Annotated in this window: 11 protein-coding genes; 4 read left to right on the forward strand and 7 right to left on the reverse strand. The window is 70.5% G+C overall.

Annotated elements, in window-relative coordinates:
* Nucleotides 1-109 precede the first annotated feature (109 nt).
* Nucleotides 110-430 (reverse strand): hypothetical protein, encoded by a 321-nt coding sequence (locus tag GA0070609_RS13930; RefSeq protein WP_088994203.1) that lies wholly within the window; start codon nucleotides 428-430, stop codon nucleotides 110-112.
* Between the two features lie 360 nt (nucleotides 431-790).
* A complete protein-coding gene (locus GA0070609_RS13935; protein WP_157748145.1) occupies nucleotides 791-1,699 on the reverse strand; it encodes a hypothetical protein in 909 nt (302 codons plus the stop codon).
* A 246-nt stretch (nucleotides 1,700-1,945) separates the two neighbouring features.
* On the opposite strand from GA0070609_RS13935, the gene GA0070609_RS13940 reads away from it, so the two are divergent.
* Together GA0070609_RS13940 and infA are read left to right on the forward strand one after the other, a co-directional pair.
* Nucleotides 1,946-2,341, forward strand: a complete 396-nt coding sequence (locus GA0070609_RS13940) for a hypothetical protein (protein ID WP_197700286.1) — start codon at nucleotides 1,946-1,948, stop codon at nucleotides 2,339-2,341.
* A 5-nt stretch (nucleotides 2,342-2,346) separates the two neighbouring features.
* The gene (gene infA / locus GA0070609_RS13945; protein WP_088994205.1) at nucleotides 2,347-2,571 is read left to right on the forward strand and encodes a translation initiation factor IF-1; all 225 of its coding nucleotides are present in this window, start codon (nucleotides 2,347-2,349) and stop codon (nucleotides 2,569-2,571) included.
* 946 nt (nucleotides 2,572-3,517) lie between these two features.
* Here infA and GA0070609_RS13950 read toward each other — a convergent pair.
* The 4 genes from GA0070609_RS13950 to GA0070609_RS13970 all read right to left on the reverse strand — a co-directional run bounded on the left by GA0070609_RS13950 (nucleotide 3,518) and on the right by GA0070609_RS13970 (nucleotide 7,785).
* Complete coding sequence (locus GA0070609_RS13950; protein ID WP_088994206.1) at nucleotides 3,518-4,102, reverse strand: dihydrofolate reductase family protein; 585 nt, start codon at nucleotides 4,100-4,102, stop codon at nucleotides 3,518-3,520.
* Between the two features lie 897 nt (nucleotides 4,103-4,999).
* On the reverse strand, nucleotides 5,000-5,884 hold the full coding sequence (locus GA0070609_RS13955; RefSeq protein ID WP_088994207.1) for a helix-turn-helix domain-containing protein: 885 nt from the start codon (nucleotides 5,882-5,884) through the stop codon (nucleotides 5,000-5,002).
* 9 nt (nucleotides 5,885-5,893) lie between these two features.
* Complete coding sequence (locus GA0070609_RS13960) at nucleotides 5,894-6,730, reverse strand: alpha/beta fold hydrolase (RefSeq protein ID WP_231928749.1); 837 nt, start codon at nucleotides 6,728-6,730, stop codon at nucleotides 5,894-5,896.
* A 458-nt stretch (nucleotides 6,731-7,188) separates the two neighbouring features.
* Entirely contained in the window at nucleotides 7,189-7,785 is a 597-nt protein-coding gene (locus GA0070609_RS13970) for a TetR/AcrR family transcriptional regulator (RefSeq protein ID WP_088994208.1), read from the reverse strand.
* A gap of 281 nt (nucleotides 7,786-8,066) precedes the next feature.
* Between GA0070609_RS13970 and GA0070609_RS13975 the strand changes: the two genes are divergently transcribed.
* Nucleotides 8,067-8,624, forward strand: a complete 558-nt coding sequence (locus tag GA0070609_RS13975; RefSeq protein WP_088994209.1) for a hypothetical protein — start codon at nucleotides 8,067-8,069, stop codon at nucleotides 8,622-8,624.
* A gap of 1 nt (nucleotide 8,625) precedes the next feature.
* A complete protein-coding gene (locus GA0070609_RS13980; RefSeq protein ID WP_088994210.1) occupies nucleotides 8,626-10,065 on the forward strand; it encodes a dihydrolipoyl dehydrogenase family protein in 1,440 nt (479 codons plus the stop codon).
* 77 nt (nucleotides 10,066-10,142) lie between these two features.
* Here GA0070609_RS13980 and GA0070609_RS34870 read toward each other — a convergent pair whose 3' ends face one another.
* A complete protein-coding gene (locus GA0070609_RS34870) occupies nucleotides 10,143-16,181 on the reverse strand; it encodes a DUF4011 domain-containing protein (protein WP_088994211.1) in 6,039 nt (2,012 codons plus the stop codon).
* Between the last annotated feature and the right edge of the window lie 264 nt (nucleotides 16,182-16,445).

Consider the following 16,445-nt stretch of genomic DNA (forward strand, 5'->3'; position numbering starts at 1 on the left):
CATCAGGATCGGTAGCCGCCCTTGACCGACGACGCGCCTTGACGGCGGCAGATGCGCGTATCCGCTGCTGAGGATGTGCGACGGCAGCGCCGGCTGCCTCGCCTGGCGGTCAGTAGTGGGTGAGGATCTGCGTAACTGGGTGGCCGAGGAGATCAGCCGTCTTGGCGAGTTCCTCTGCGTCGAGTTCGTATTGCGATCGAGTCGGGTTCATGGCGCTCACCTCGAACCGCGCGAAACCGATGGGCCAGTCGTAGTGCAGGCTGTTCAGCGGTACGACCGCACCGCAGCAGGGCACCGTCACGTCCAGATGGTCGAAGCTCAGGCTGCCATTTGCCCTGACGACGTCCCCGAGCCAGTCCAGACCGATATCCCGACCGCAGCGCGAGCACGTGATCTGGCTGGTGTTCTCGCCGGCGTCGATGAGGGTCATCCGGTCGTAGAACTGGTTCCCACCTCGTCGACAGCGTCGTCGGGGCCCGAGAACAAGCTCGCAACGTAGGCAACGGCGGCGGCCGCGTCGTGGGCGGGCTGCCAGCCCGGGTCCGTCGGGATCAGGCGGATGAACGAGTCGCTCACAAGCCAAGCATGCCTGGTCGTGTTCTCAGCATGTCGGGCGCCATCGATGCATGATCAGTCGAGCCGCCGCTTGCTCTGCATGCTCATCCGCCTTTTCTGGACTCCGCGCCCGCGTTGCTCGATGCAGCACGCCCGCAACATGGGGCACCCGACCAGCGGCATGTGAGTGCAAGTCGCCTCAGTAGTGGTGGCCCCACAGCCGTGGCTCTGTTGGTCATGAAATACAGGCTCCGCACTTGGTGTAAGTGCGCTGCTCGTTGACCGATGGGTCGCTGCTGTAGTTGACAAGCGCCAGCGAAGGGCCTGTGGCGAAGATCTGCATGGGGCGGCTGCCGGTGTGCGTCGGTTGCCCGGCAACGTTCGTAAAGAAAAGGTGGACGTTGCTGTGCGGCCCGGCGGGGTCCCACTGCGGACGCTCCAATTTCCACGTCCCCACTCCCGATGCCCGATCATGGACTCGGTCGAAGTCCGCCGGGAGCGCGAACCGGTTTCCCCCGAACAGGTAGGAGAAGTCCTCGCCCCGGAACCCGCCGTTCTTATCGAAGACGATCGTCGAGCCTCGCTTGGTGTCTTTCCACATCCCGACGAGTTGATCGGAAGTGACGTCGATCCGCTTGCCAAGGCCCTTACGTTTTGGCGCTATGCGGTGACAGCCGGTCTGGCATTTGCGGTAGACGACGGTGTTGTTGACGTCGGGGTCACCGATGTAGTGAACGAGAACGATCGCACCGTCAGACCGCTGCGCCTCGACGCTGTTGCCCCCCGCCGTCGGGCGCCTCGCCAAGACGTCGAAGTGAAGATCAATCAACCCACTCGGCCCTTGCGAATGCCCCAGCAGCTTGCCGATCGACCACTGACCGGAGCCGGGCGCCTTGTCATGCTTGACGTCGAAGCCGGCCGGGAGGACGTCTGTGAAGCCGACGAACATGTAGCCCGCGTCGCTGGCGTAGAAGTCCCCGTCCGCCGTGAACTCGATGACGCCGCCTCGCTGATCGCTCTGCCACACCCCAATCAGGTCATCTGCCGTCATGTCAACCAACTCGACACCATCCGAGAGCGCCGGTCCCACAAAGCATCCGGCGGTCATAGTGAGAGCGATGACAAGCAGCAGGATTTTTCGCACAACCATCCCCGGCCAGGCGCTAATGATGGACCTCGATCCTATGCCGGACGCGACCCCCGCGCAGGCCGAGCATGACGGGACACGTACGCGTCGATAGCCTGACGTCCGGCCGTGGCATTGCCCGAGGAGGTGAGCACCGTGAACGTTGTATCGATGTGGGTGCTCCCCTCGTCGTCACGGTCTGGCGATTGATGCCGGTGTCGCCCGGGAGCGTCTGGACAAGGCACTCCCGAGAGGCGACATCCTATGGATTCTGCACACCTGTTCAACGGCACCGGCGAGCATGCCGTTGCCGCCACGCGGATCGCCGAGTGGCAATGGCACGCTCTGGAGGACGACCAGGTGGTCGGCCGCGGTGAGGTATCCCACCGTCCCGACGGGCGGCTCTTTCTCAGCATCGACGCATGGCACGAGGCGGTCTTCGACCGGCTTGCCGACACCATGCTGGCGGACCTGCCGAGGCCGCTGTACACCGTCGTCGACGAGGCCGACCTCGACTTGATGGTCCAGTGGGAGCGAGCCGGTTTCGCGCCCCGCCGCCGCGAGTGGGAGTACGTCGTGCCCACCGACCCGCGGATCACCGGACTCGGCTCGGCGCCACCCCCGCCGGGCGTGACAACGTTGGCCGTCGGCGAGTACTAGAAAACATGGGCAAGGCTAACGGCGGCATCCAACTCGAGGGCACCGTTCTCGAGTGTCTTCGCAACGCCACCTTCAGAGTGGAACTCCAGAACGGGCACAAGGTGCTGGCACACATCAGCGGGAAGATCCGGAAGAACTACATCAAGATCCTGCCGTTTGACCGCGTGCTCGTGGAAATCAGCCCGTACGACCTCGACCGCGGCCGGATCCTTTTCCGCTATCGCAACTGACGACCGCATCCATCGCACCGGAACCTTCTCGGCAGGTAGGACAGGCGACTCGCTGAGCAGCACGACGGTGGCGTCTATGCTCGGCACCCAGCTTGATCACGGATGCCGCCGTCGTCTCTCGTCCTTGACCGGACCCGACGCGCATGCTCGTCGGCTACCTCATTCACCTGCGACCGTGGCCCGGCCAGGCATCGGTCCACTCGGTCCACGCGCTCGGGCTGTCGCTCTCTCATCGGCTGCTCACGCTGGTCGTGTGGCTCTCATTTGGCCTGCCCCCTCGATCGCGCCCCCAGCGGCTAGTGCGGTGGCTTGGAGTTCGGCGGGGTCGGGTTCCAGCCGCCAGGGTGTGTTGTGCCAGCCGTGAGCGTCAGGGTCACGAGCGGACCTTGAATCGGGCGATCAGCTTGACGGTGGTGCGCGGGGCTTCGGTGAGGAGTTGGTCGCCGTCGTGAACGCGGAAGGTGGTGTCGGCGGCTTCGACGGTCACAGTCGATCCGGCGTGGGCGATGCCGACGTGGATGCGTTGGCCGGCGATGACCAGGGTTCCTCGGCAGCTGACGCGACGTTAGACCGGCACCGGATGGGACGCGGGCTGGCGGTGGCGGTTCGGCGGGGCGGGCATCGCGGATGCGGGAAATCTCGGCGGCTGTCAGGGGGTTGGGCAGGCTGCGCAGCAGTACGCCGTCAGCGGTGAGCTGCATCAGACCCGGTCGAGCCGGACGGTGACCCGCCTGCCGGCGAAGTGCTAGCCCACAGGATGTTGCCGGCCGGCAACGGGCTCCTTCGGAGCCGCCGCCCGGCGCCGCAGCGCCGGGGCGGCGAGCCCAGGTGTGAGTGCGAAGTGTCGCCATGCCTCGATCTCAGTCGAGCCGCTCGCTGTGTTAAAAGGCGATCGGCGAGCGGCAACACCTCGGTTATGTCCCGCCGGTCGCACGGTCGCGCCGGCTCACCGAGTAAGGACGCGGAAGCGCAGGTGGACCGCCTTGGCGGTGCCGACCGGTTCGCCGGGGACGAGCCGGATGTGGTCGTCGCCGATGTGCTCAAACAACCGGGTGCCGTGGTGGAGCAGGACAGGCACGAGGTGGATGGAGATCTCGTCCACCAGGCCCGCGCGCAGATACTGCTGGATCAGGTCCGCGCCGCCCATCACACACATGTCGCGGCCGTCGGCAGCGGTGGCCGCCTCGCGCAGCGCGTGCTCGGGCCCAGCGGTTACGAACGTGTACACGCCGCCCTCGACGACGTCGGCGGGTGCCGTGTGGGTCACCACGAACACCGGGACCCGGGCGGGACCGGACGGGCCGTCCGCGCCCCACCACGGCACCGACAGGTCGTAGGTGCGTCGGCCGGTGATGATCGCTCCCACGCCGGCGCCGCCTCCACCGAGAACCTCCCGGTCGCGGTCGTCGCCGTCGAACGCCCACTCGTGCAGTACCAGACCGCCGTCGCCCATCGGCTCCTCCGCACGGACGTTCGACGCATTCACGAACCCGTCCAGAGACATGCTGATGTCCACGATGACCTTGCTCATTTGGGCTTCCTCCCTCATATCAGCCCCCTTCCACCTACCGATAGGTCGATTCGGCGCCGCCGCACATCGACATTCGCGCACCCGACTCGACGTGACCTGCACCACACCGCACCCGCGCCCGGGGACTTCCCCGCGGTGTGGGCGTCAAGACCGGCTCCGCTGTAGCACCGCCTGCAGCAAGGTGAGTGACCAACTGAGTGACGATCGGAGCGGACGTCAGCGGACGAGCGTGGACGTCGGAGGACCGTTCTCGCAGCTCCACCCACCCCCGGGCGGCGCGAGGATCAGTTGGCCCGCGGAGGCCCCGCCCCACCACCCGACGGTGGGGAGTCGCTCACCCCAACGGTGAGGATCCACAACACCCACCGGACACCCGGTGAACGTTGGTGGACACCGCAATAGAACCAAGGGACGCTGGCCCTCCCAGCTCAATGAAACTGTCGAATCGAGCAACAGAGGGCCAGGTGAATCCATCGCAGCGTGTGGTCATCGGCATGGGACCCGCACAGACGCTCGGCCACTTGGAGGTGATGACCAGCGACGAGACCGTCCTGGGCGGCGGTCGCTTCGGCACCGACCACGCCGGCATCGCTACTTCGAGCTGCGCAAGGCCCTCTTGAGCCTCTCCCTGCCCTGGAGCGACGCCCGGGACTGCGCAGGTCAAGTGAGAGCTACAGCAAGGTGGGCAGCCGATGTGAGAGCGACAGCCCGGACGTCTAGACCGAAGCCTGGCCGGGCCGCGGTCCTAGGGCAATGAACATGTAGCCGATGAGAGTGCGCTCTGCGCTCGCTATTGCAGCGGCCGCGGACGGAAACTGCCCTGATACGGCGTGTTTCTCAATCTGCTTTCTCAATCTGCGCGGCGCGCGTGGTGCCACATCGTGGCAGGCAGGCTGTTCAATGAAGGTCGGGGATGCGTTCGCCACCCGTTCCAGGGCTCCGGGTTGGCGATGAAGCCGGCCACGCAACGTCGTCAATCGCGAGCCACGGTGCGACGGCCACGGCCGTGGGTGTAAGCCCGGTGAACGCCTTGACCTCGCGGTGGAGGTGGGACTGGTCGACGTAGCCGCTTCCGGTGGCAACGCTGGCGGGGGCGTGTCCCGTCGCGAGAAGGTGGGCGGCGTGGTCGAACCGCACCAGTTGGGCGGCGCGTTTGGGTGTGATGCCGAGCTGGGACCGGAAGCGGGACCACAGGCGCTTGCGGCTCCAGCCGACCTGGTCCGCCAGGCCGTCGACCCGTACCCGCCCCCGGCTGGTGAGCGTCCGCCGCCAGGCGTAGGCGACCTCCGGATCGACCGGTGGGCGGGCGCCCAGCCGTCGGCCGAGGATTTCCACCGCGATCGTGAACCGTTCGTCCCATGACGCGGCGGCGCGCAGCTTGTCCTCGGCTCGCCCGGCATCGCGGCCCCAAACATCTTCGAGGGATACCACCGTCCCGCTGAGTTCGGTCGATGCGCCGAGCACCGCAGCCGCCGCGGCCGGCTCCAGCCGGATCTGGAGGCATTCGCCGAGCCCCCGTCCACTTGCCCGAAGATTGCCAGGCAGGAGCCCGACGACGACACTGCCGCGCTCGTGCCGGCCAGGGGTGTCGTAGACGAGGCCTTCCCCCTCGCTCAGGTCGATGAGCAGCGTGACGGCTGGGTGCGCGACCATGGCGATGTCCACCAGTGCGGGGGCACGATGGCGGAACCCGGCCATGGTGGTCCCCGGCAGCCGAGCTGACGGGCGCGGGACTGCGACCTCCACCAACGCCCAGTCGGGTGGCGTCCCGGTCGACAGCATGTGACCAGTCTATGCCTGAGGGATCACGGGCAGGGTGTCAGCGGCCGTTGCCGTGAAGCCCAGCAGCAGTTCGCTGGTCATCTCGGGAGCCTCGAGCATGGGTATGTGCCCGACGCCGGGCAGCAGCTCGACCCGCGCGTTCGGCACCGTGTCGTACTGGTGTGCCGACGACGGCTCCCAGCGGGGGTCGGCGGTACCGAAGATCACCAGGACGGGGACATCGAGGGCGGCGAGACGCTCGGGCACGCTTCGCTCGGCGATGTACGCGGTGTTGCGGCGCAGCACCGTCCTCATCGCCCGGTAGGTGATGCTTCGTAGGTCGGCGACCAAGTCGTCCGGGACCTCCACGGGGCGAGCGCACGTCACGCTTATCCCCCTGCGGATCATCGCGTTCGAACGCGTCAACCAGAGCAGTGGGCCGAGAGGCGGGGCCAACAGGGCCCGAAGAAGGACCGGCTGCCGAAGGAACGCATCGGGACTCGGGCCGGTGCTGATCAGCGCGAGCGACCCCACCAGGTCGGGGCGCTGTTCGGCAAGCGCGGTGGCGACGTACCCGCCGCTGGAGTGCCCGACCGTGGCGACCCGACGAAGGCCGAGGTCGTCGAGCAGCGCCGCCACCCGGCCCGCCTGCACGGACACGTCGTATGACAGCCCGGGCGGGGACTGGCCGCAGCCCGGGAGGTCAATCCGGATGACGTGATGGTAGCCGGCGAGTGCCGGGACCACCGGACTCCAGGAGCCGCCCGAGAACCCCGATCCATGGATGAGCAGCAGCGGCGGTGCCTGCCGCGGGCCGTCGTGGACCACATGCATCGCCTGCGACTGCTCAACGTCGTGCTCACTCATGTAGGGGATGATGCATGGGCTGCCGACTATCAGTCTTGGACAAATGTCGTCGTGGAAGGGGCCGGGGCCGACCCTGAGCTGCACGCGGGCTGGCGTGAGGCGTTACGGCCCAACTGGCCACCCACCCAAGCCACCGCCGTCCTCATCCGCCGCAGTCGGGCGCTGGCCATGGTCGGTCGTTGGCCTGTCCCGCTCACTGCCGTGGAAGCGGCGCCGCGAAGCGTCCCGCCTGCTCGCCGTGACCCACACCGAGGCTTCGACGCTGTCGTCATCGGAGAGCCCCAGCGCGCCTTCTACAGCAACCAGGTCGGCTCACGCTCCCGCTGTTCGAACACTACGGTGTCGCGCTGTGGGTGCCCGACGTCGGTGGAGCCGTCGACCCGGGCAGGACGCCCACGATCTCGTCATAGCTCTACGCAGGCATGAGCGAGGGCGAGCGTGACCGCTCCGGGACGCGCTCAGGATGGCTGGCGTGCGGCGTGGGTTCGGATGAGTCCCTCGACGCCGCGGAGGAAGGTCTCGGAGATCAGCGCCCGGTCGAAGAGGCAGCCGGCCGCCATGGCGCCGTCGCGGAGCATGACGAAGTGCCGCGCGGCGGGTTCGGCCTCGGTTTCCTGGATGCCCGCCAGCAAGTTGTTGATCGTGTCGAGGAACCACTGCCGGTGCGTGAGGACGGCCTGGTGCACGGGGTGGTCGGGGTCGGGATACTCGGCCACGGCGTTCAGGAAGGCGCAGCCGCGAAAGCCGGTGGACTGGATGTCCCGGGCGATCCCCTCGGCAACGGCCCGGAGTGCCTCGGGCGCCGGTAGGCCGGCGGCGAAGGCCGTCTCCACCTGGTCGCGGATGGCCTGATCGGCCGTCTTCAGATAGGCGAGGACGAGATCCTCCTTGCCCGGGAAGTGCCGGTAGAACGTGGCCCGGGTCACTTTCGCCTCGGCAATGATCCGATCGACGCCGACCGAATGGATCCCCTCCCCGTAGAAGATCCTGGTCGCCGTGTTGAGGAGCCGTTGTCGCGCCTCGGACGGTCGGACGCCGGTCTCGCTACGTGCCATGAGCCCATGTTAGCGATAGAACGTTCGGTCTTGCTTCTCGTCCGTCGGCTTCAGCCATTTCTCACCGGGCGCGATGGCGCATCCGGCCCGGGCGGGACATCCGGGCACGCTCCTCGCACGGCGGGCCAGCGCGCACCCAGTCACAAGGGGGTAGAACGTTCTGTCTTGACAGGCCGGGGCGAGGTCGGCATCATGGGCGAGACAGAACGTTCGTTCTACCGCGTGGTGTTCGAGCCTCGGCCCTGCTGGTCGCGGTCCCCCTCGCCACCGAAAGGATGACCATGACCACCCTTGCCGCACCCGGCATCTCGACGACGGCGTCCACCCTGCGGCGGCTGTACTTCGTCCGGTTCGCGTTCGCCATCGCCTGGGCCCTCGTGATGTTCACGACCGCCACCCACCTCGGCCCGCTCGCCGTCACGCTGCTCGTGCTCTACCCGCTGTTCGACGTCGCCGCCGCCGTCATCGACGCCCGCACGTCCCGCGCCACCGGATCGCCCACCCTGCTGTACGTGAACGTCGCGGTCAGCCTGCTCGCTGCGGTCGGCCTGGCCGTGGCCAGCGCGTCCGGCATCCCGGCGGTCCTGCGCGTGTGGGGTGCCTGGGCGGTGGTGGCCGGGCTGGTCCAGCTGATCGTGGGGGTCACCCGCCGCGGGATGGGTGGCCAGTGGCCGATGATCATCAGCGGCGGCATCTCGATGCTCGCCGGTGGGTCGTTCATCGCCACCGCCGCCGCGGACAACCCGGTGCTGACCAACGCGATCGGCTACGCCATCCCCGGCGGCATCTTCTTCCTCATCTCGGCCATCCGCCTCGGCCGCGCCGCCAGGGCCAACTGACATGGACAACGCCACGTATGACGTGGTCGTCATCGGCGCGGGGCCGGTCGGGGAGAACGTCGCCGACCGGGTCGTGCGGGGCGGCCTGACCGCCGCCATCGTCGAGCGGGAACTCGTCGGTGGTGAGTGCTCCTACTGGGCCTGCATGCCGACGAAGGCGCTGCTGCGCAGCGCGACCGCGCTGCGGGCGGCACGTCGGCTGCCCGGGGCGCGGGAGGCGGTGACGGGCGACCTGGACGCGACCGCGGTGCTGCGCCGTCGCGACGCCTTCGCCGCGAACTGGTCGGACGAGGGGCAGGTGTCGTGGCTCGACTCGGCCGGGATCGCGCTGTATCGCGGCCAGGGCCGGATCAGCTCCGACCGGGTCGTCGAGGTGACCGGCGAGGACGGCGTCTCGACCTCGCTCACCGCCCGGCACGCGGTCGTCGTCGCGACCGGAACCAGCGCATTGGTCCCGGACGTCGCCGGGCTGCGCGAGGTGGCGCCGTGGACCAGCCGGGAGGCAGCCGCCGCGAGCGCGGTACCGGGTCGGCTCGCCGTCATCGGTGGTGGCGTGGTGGCGGCGGAGATGGCGACCGCGTTCGCGAGTCTCGGATCCGTGGTGACGGTGCTGGCCCGCGACGGTGTGCTGCCGCAGGCGGAGCCGTTCGTCGGTGAGCGGGTCACGCAGTCGTTGCGGGCAGCCGGTGTGTCGGTACGCCTCGGCGCCGAGGCCGCGTCGGTGACCCGCGACGGCGACGGCACGGTGCACATCACGCTCACCGACGGCGAGCGGGTCGACGCCGACGAACTCCTGGTCGCCATCGGCCGTACGCCGAACACGCAGGACATCGGCCTCGAGCGGATCGGCCTGAAGCCCGGCGCCTGGCTCACGGTCGACGACACGTTGCGGGTCGTCGACGGCGACGGCGCGGTGATCGGCGACGGATGGCTGTACGCCGCCGGTGACGTCAACCGGCGCAGCCTGCTGACCCACCAGGGCAAGTACCAGGCGCGCGCGGTGGGTGACGTCATCGTGGCGCGGGCCAGGGGCGAGGCGGTCGAGGATGGCCGGTGGGGTCGGCACGTCGCCACCGCCGACGAGCGGGCCGTGCCGCAGGTCGTCTTCACCGACCCGGAGGTCGCGTCGGTGGGGCTGACCGCAGCCGCCGCCGAGGCCGCCGGGCTGCGGATCCGGGTCGTCGACTACGACCTGGCCGCCGTCGCGGGAGCCGCCCTGCACGCCGATGGGTACCAGGGGCACGCCCGGATGGTCGTCGACGAGGATCGGCAGGTGATCGTCGGCTGCACGCTCGTCGGTCCGGACGTGGCGGAACTGCTGCACGCGGCGACGATCGCGGTCGTCGGTGAGGTTCCGCTGGATCGGTTGTGGCACGCCGTTCCCGCGTACCCGACGGTCAGCGAGGTGTGGCTGCGCCTGCTGGAGGCGTACGGCCGCTGACGGCCCGGCCGGGTCGTCGATGGGTCACCGTCACCATTGCCGTGGCGCGGCAATGGTGACGGTGGCCGGCCAGTCGGTCAGCCGAGGGTGATGCGTCCTTCCCCGTCGTGGCGGAGGCGGCCGCTGGTCAGGGCGACCTGGAGGCCGTACCGGAGCAGCTTGTCGATCTTGTCGGTGCGCCGCCGGTAGCCGAGGCGCTCCAGCCCGGCGCGCAGCAGCCGCTCCTCGTCCATTCGCGGCACGTCCCGCAGGACGTGTGCGAACGCGTTGGCCACCTCCTCCGGCGGGATCTCCTCGAACGCCCGGTCGTTGCTGGCCTGGGTGACCCGGTACGCGCGGTAGGTCTGCGGGTCCGTCCCCTCGGGCCAGGCGTACCGGCCCACGGTGGGGTGGTCGTAGAGCCGGCGCGCGTCGACGAGGGTGAGCACGGCGACGCGCCGGTCCTCCCGGGTGCGGAGGAAACCGAACCGGGCCAGCGCCAGGCGGGCCAGCCGGTGCTGTTCGATCGGCCCCTCGGCGGCGAGGATCTCGCGCAACGCCTCCCGGACCAGCCCGCGCACCCGCTGGTCGCTGCCGAGCAGGTCGAGGTCGCTCTGGTCACCGAGCGGCGTTCCGGCGTACGGGACGAACGGGCTGACCGCGATGCCGCCAGTGGCCGCCGGTGGTGCGATCGCGACGGGAGCCGGCGCCGCCGATGCTGTCACGACCGGAGCCGGCGCGGGTGGGGCGGCCAGGCCGGTGACGGGTGCCGGCGACGTGTCGGCGGGGTCGGCCTGCCCCGCGACGGGTGGCCGGGAGAACTCGACGTCGTCGGTCGGACCGGACTGCGCGACGCGCGGCTGCGTGACCTCCTCGCCGGCTCGGGGCGACGGCAGGTCGACCTCGTTGCCAGGCGCGGCGGCCTCCGTCGGCTCGGCCGCGGCGGCCTCGGCTCGGGCGATCGCCTCGTCGACCCGCTGTACCAGGGCGGACCGGTCGTGGATCCACGCCGGCAGCCAGAACCGGACGACCTCCGGCCAGCCCATGATCGACCGGAGCAGCCCCGGCGCGGAATCCCGGTCGGCCACGGTCGGGCGGGCGCCCCAGTCCGGGCCGTCGAGCATGACGGCCACCTGCCAGCGAACCGATCCCGGCCGGCGCACGGCGATGTCGACGGTGAAGTCGGACAGGCCGTGCGAGGTCCGTACTTCGTAGCCCTGCTCGCGCAGTGCCGCCGCGACCTCGTCGCGGATCCGGCTGCGCCGCTCGGTCCGGTCGGTGACCAGGTCGCCCAGGCGGTCCGCGCCGGCGGCGGCCATCTCGCAGTACGCCCGCAGGTGCTGGGTGCCCACCGCCGAGGTGCGGGACAAGTCGATGTCGGATGGGTCGAACGACGAGAACAGCACGACCTGGCGGCGGGCCCGGGTGATGGCGACGTTCAGCCGCCGCTCGCCGCCGGCCTGGCTGAGCGGGCCGAAGTTCAGCGGAAGCTGGCCGGTCTCTGGGTTGGTGGAGAACGCCAGCGAGAACAGCACCACGTCCCGCTCGTCGCCCTGCACGTTCTCCAGGTTCTTCACGAAGATCGGTTCCGGGACGGCGCCGGAGAGGTGCTCGCGGATGAGCGGTTCGGTGCTGTCCTCCAGCAGGTTGAGGATGAGGTCGCGCTGCTGGATGTTGAAGGTGACCACGCCGATGGACTGGCCGGCGGTGGCCGGGTCGTGCAGGCGCCGGGTGATGTCCGCGAGGATGGCCCGCGCCTCGACCTCGTTGGTCCGCGCGCCGCCGCGGTCGTACTGGCCGTCGACCCGGCGCCAGGTGATGCCGGCGGAGCCGCTGGCGCCGGGCGACGGCAGGCTGGAGAGCTTGTTGTCGTAGTAGTAGCGGTTGGAGAAGGCGATCAGCGACTCGTCGTGGCTGCGGTAGTGCCAGGACAGCCAGCGCTGCGGCAGGCCCGACTCGACGGTTTCGCTGAGGATGCTCCCCAGGTCCTCCAGCACCGGGCCGTCGCCGTCGTCGACCCCGTCGGTGGTGTGGCTGGCCTGCATGATGCTGGTCGGCGGCATCTGCCGGGAGTCACCGACGACCACCACGGCGCTGCCGCGACCCATCGCGCCGATCGCCTCGGCGACCCGGATCTGCGACGCCTCGTCGAAGATGACCAGGTCGAAGCGCTGACTTCCGGGGGCCAGGAAGTTCGCCGCCGAGGCGGGGCTGACCAGCACGCACGGCGTCAACGCCAGCACCGCGTCCGGGTACAGCTCGAACAGCTCGCGGAAGGACCGGCCGCCGCGCTTGCGGCGCAGTTCCGCGGCGAAGTCGGCGAAGCGGCCGCGCCGGTCGGTCGGGCTGAACGGGCGGCGGCGGACCAGCACCGCGGGCAGCCGCTCGGGCAGCGCCGAGCGCAGCTCACCGGCGGCCGCCTCGAACTGGGTGATCTCGTCGTCGTGCAGCTCCGGGTCGAAGTACTGCAGGCCGCCGGCCCGAACCCGCTCGGCGAGGGACGCGGCGGCGACGCCGCGCCGGTACGCCTCCTCGGCGAGCTGCGCGGTCACCTCGGCGCGCAGCAGCTGGTCCCGGTAGTCGGTGAGACCGGCGGCGGCGAGCACGTCGGCGTGGGTGAGCACGGTGGCCCAGCGGCGCAGCGGGAACAGCTCCTCGGTGCGCAGGTCGTGCAGCCAGGTCGCGCCGTCGCGCTGCCAGGCGTCGACCCAGTGCGCGCCGGCGGACCACAGCGCCAGCTCCGGCTCGCCGGAGCGCAGCACCCCGCGCCAGGCCCGCCACCGGGCGGCGACCCGGTCCAGCAGGGCCGCGTCGGCGTCGGTGACCCCGCGCTGGAACAGTTCCCAGGCCTGCGGGTGCCGGGCCAGCAGCGTCCGGCCGGCCCGGGTCGCCTCGACCGCCTCGGCCAGCCGCTGCTGCGCGTCCGGGTTGGTGGGCTGCCAGCCGGGCAGGTGCAGGCCGCCCAGGGTCACCGCGTGCTGGTGCAGCGCGGCGGCCTGCGCCTGCGCGGCGACCAGACGGCCGGTGGTCACCTCCACCCGGTCGACGTCGAGCGTCGCGCCGGCAACCAGGTGCACGGCCAGCTTGTCGACGACGGCCTGGCGGCGCTTGCGCTTGCCGAACAGCTTCTTCGCCGCCTCCTCCGCCTCGGCGTGCCAGCCGGTCAGCTCCGGGCGGGCGTAGACGTCCGGCCGGAAGGTGGCCAGCTCACCGGCGAAACCCTGACCGAAGGCGGCCAGGTCGGCCTGGAGCCGGGCCGCCGCCTCGTCCCACCGCCGGTCGCCGGCGCGCAGGGTGGTCTCCCGGTCCGGCAGCAGTCCGCGTACGGCGAGCCAGGCGCCGGCCTGCAGCTCGGTGACGGTTTCCGGGGCGGGCAGCGTCCGCAGCAGCCCGACCAGGTGCGGGTGGCCGGCGAGGTCGGCGCGGAGGCGTTCGAGTTCGGCGGCGATCTCGGTGACGGCCGCGGCGTGCAGCCCGTCGAGGGCGCGGCAGCCGCTGAGCGCCCAGGGGTGCTCGGGCCGGACCCGCGCCGAGCGGGCGGCGGCCGGGAACTCGCGCAGGGTCCGCTCCACCTGGGCGCGTACCTCGGCGGGTGCGTGCAGGTAGCTCACCGGGATCGGGGCGGCCGGGCCGTCGCCGTAGGCGAGGACCTGCTCGTAGGCCGACCAGAGCGACATCCCGACGGGGTTGGCGGTGTGGACCTGCTCCGGGTACTCGACCAGCGGCGCGAGCCGGGTCCGGTAGGCCGTCTCGACGGCCGTCCAGTCGCCGTCGCCGCCGCCGTCGTACTGGTCGAGGGCGTCGCGCAGCTGCTGGCGGATCGCGTTGAGGGACTGCTTGCGCCCGTGCAGGTCCAGGGCGAACGGTCCGAGGCCGATCTGCTTGAGGCGGCGCTTCACGACGTCGAGGGCGGCCTGCTTCTCGGCGACGAACAGCACCGACCGGCCGGCGGCGACCGCACGGGCGATCATGTTGGTGATGGTCTGCGACTTGCCGGTGCCGGGCGGGCCTTCCAGGACGAAGGAGTGGCCGCGCTCGGCCATCACGATCGCCTGCATCTGGGAGCCGTCGGCGGGGATCGGCAGGTGCAGCTCCGCCTCGTCGACGGCCACCTCCACCTGGTGCTCGGGGCGGGCCGGGTCGTCGAAGGTGGCTCCGGAGGACTCCACCAGGTGCCGCACGACCGGGTTCTCCATGAACCGGGGCCAGTGGTCGCCGAGGTCCCGCCACATCTGGAAGGTGGAGAACTGCAGCAGCCGCAGGCTGGCCGTCTCGTCGATCCGGTAGTTCAGCCGGTTGTCGACCAGCCCGGTGTTGATCGCGGCCAGGGTCTTGGCGATGTCGATGCCGTGCTCGTCGAGGACCGGCTGCTCCAGCTCCCGGATGCGCACACCGTGCTTGACCCGCAGCCACTCGATCAGGCAGTGGTTCGGGCTGGCCACCTCGGTGCCGTCGATGACCAGCGCGTACGGCCGGCGGCCGGCGCCGCCCTCGATGCGCACCGGCAGCAGGAACAGCGGCGCGTAGGCCTCTCCCCCGCTGGTCTTGGTGTGCACCAGCGTGCCGATGGTCAGGTAGAGGTAGTTGCTGCCGGTCTCCTGCTCCATCGTGCGCGCCTCGCGCTGCAACGCCCGCATGACGGTCTTGTAGCGGGCCTCGGTGACCGCGCCGTAGACCCGGCGGTCGGTGCGCAACTCCCGGGTGAGAATCTCGGCGTCGAGGTCCTGCGCCCGGCGGGCGCCGGCCAGTTCGTGGACGTGGCTGATGTCGTCCTGCGGGATGACCTGCACCTGCCGGCCGTCGTGGATGAGGTCGTCGAGCAGGGCCAGGGCGCCGGCGGGCACGTGCAGGTCCAGGCCCCGGCCACGCTTGGGCAGGTTGAGCAACGGGTTGCGCAGGCTCAGATCGAGCAGCGACTTGCGCCACTGCTGGATACGCGCCGGCGAGCCGTCGGCGGGTTGCGGCACCTCGTCGCCCTCGTCGGCGAGTTGGCGCAGCTTGGCCGCGGCGACCCCGGGCGGCAGGTCGAGGGAGGCGGCTTCGGTGTCGGTGCCCGTGCTCGTCTGGGCGTCGACCGGTGCGGGGGCGACCAGTTCGTCGGCCGACGGCAGCGGGCGGATGCCGGAGCGGTGGGCGAGGTGCACGTCGACGACGCCCTGCAGCCGGTGGACTTCGCCGCGGAAGTGGCCGAGCCCGACCCGTACCGCCTCGGTGAACGTCGCGGACTGCGCGCCGGGCCCGATGCGGGTCAGCTCGACCGGCACCGCCCGGCCCGAGTCGACCATCGAGATCAGCAGGTTCGTCTCGGTGACGGCGGTCGCGCCGAGCCGCTCCTCCTCCAGCAGGAAGCCGCCGAAGGCGTGCCCCTCGCTGATGAAGATGAGCGGGTGCAGGCCCGCCGCCTCCAGGCAGGCGGCGTAGGTGACGGACAGGTCGAGGCAGTTGCCGAGCCGCCCGTCCAGCACCGCGGCCGTCGTGCGGACCTTCTGGCCGCTGTTCTCGAACGACGCCGGCAGGGTCTGGTAGGTGATCTCCAGCTGGCGCAGCGCCTCGTACACCGCGCCGGCGACCAGCGCCGCCCGCTCCGAGCCCTCCTGGTAGCCCTGCAGCGACCCGGACCCGGTGCGCGCCAGCAGGAGCTGCGCCGCCGACCGCAGCACCGCCTCGACCGCCCGGGTGTTCGGCTGCACGAAGGCGGCCAGGCTGTCATAGAGGGCCGGGCTGTTGAACCACTCGTTGTGCGCCAGCACTCGTGACGGTGCGACCAGCCGCAGTTCCTGCTCGTTGGCCTCGACGGTGAGCAGGTAGTCGACCGGGAACGCCTCGTCGGTGCGGTACAGCAGCGCGCGGTCCGGGGTGACGTCGCGGAAGTCGTCCCAGCCGGTGCTCGCGCCGCACCGCAGCGGGGTGGTGAGGGTACGCGTCCACGGCTCGGTGAGCGCGCCGTCGGGCCCGCGCAGTTCGAGGGTGAGCGTCACGTCCGACAGCGGCTCCGCACCGCGGTTGACCAGCGTGAGGTGGCGGACCAGCGGCACCCGGTTGTGCACCAGGGCGGCGTTGATCGCCGGCTGCACGAGCAACGCGACGGCGAGCTGGTCGTCGTCGGCGGTGAACTGTGCAAAGACGCTGTCGGACATGGGCGTTTCTCCAGGTGGCGCGGCCGGGAAAAGGTCAGCCTAACGGCGACAACTCCCCACCGTGCGAGTGCACCGAGCGCACCTGGCCCTCCCCCGCTCCCATCCCCGCCGGGCCATGCTCATCATCGCGACGGACGGGACGGGCTGCTGTTGCACGGCGCGGGCGGCGACGCCGCACGGCTCGTCGCCGGGTGGTCCCCCGCCCGCTTCTGAGTGATCATTACTCCTGCCGCCCGCACAGCCACTACCGGTACCGGCGGCGGC

The sequence above is a fragment of the Micromonospora echinaurantiaca genome (assembly GCF_900090235.1).
Classification (GTDB): domain Bacteria; phylum Actinomycetota; class Actinomycetes; order Mycobacteriales; family Micromonosporaceae; genus Micromonospora; species Micromonospora echinaurantiaca.

Bases quoted from the DNA above. Each gene is read 5' to 3' on its own strand.
- GA0070609_RS13955 (WP_088994207.1), bottom strand. From the start codon at position 5,884: ATGCTGTCGACCGGGACGCCACCCGACTGGGCGTTGGTGGAGGTCGCA.
- GA0070609_RS13980 (WP_088994210.1), top strand. From the start codon at position 8,626: ATGGACAACGCCACGTATGACGTGGTCGTCATCGGCGCGGGGCCGGTC.
- GA0070609_RS13960 (WP_231928749.1), bottom strand. From the start codon at position 6,730: ATGAGTGAGCACGACGTTGAGCAGTCGCAGGCGATGCATGTGGTCCAC.
- GA0070609_RS13940 (WP_197700286.1), top strand. From the start codon at position 1,946: ATGGATTCTGCACACCTGTTCAACGGCACCGGCGAGCATGCCGTTGCC.
- GA0070609_RS13930 (WP_088994203.1), bottom strand. From the start codon at position 430: ATGACCCTCATCGACGCCGGCGAGAACACCAGCCAGATCACGTGCTCG.
- GA0070609_RS13975 (WP_088994209.1), top strand. From the start codon at position 8,067: ATGACCACCCTTGCCGCACCCGGCATCTCGACGACGGCGTCCACCCTG.
- infA (WP_088994205.1), top strand. From the start codon at position 2,347: ATGGGCAAGGCTAACGGCGGCATCCAACTCGAGGGCACCGTTCTCGAG.
- GA0070609_RS34870 (WP_088994211.1), bottom strand. From the start codon at position 16,181: ATGTCCGACAGCGTCTTTGCACAGTTCACCGCCGACGACGACCAGCTC.
- GA0070609_RS13970 (WP_088994208.1), bottom strand. From the start codon at position 7,785: ATGGCACGTAGCGAGACCGGCGTCCGACCGTCCGAGGCGCGACAACGG.
- GA0070609_RS13950 (WP_088994206.1), bottom strand. From the start codon at position 4,102: ATGAGCAAGGTCATCGTGGACATCAGCATGTCTCTGGACGGGTTCGTG.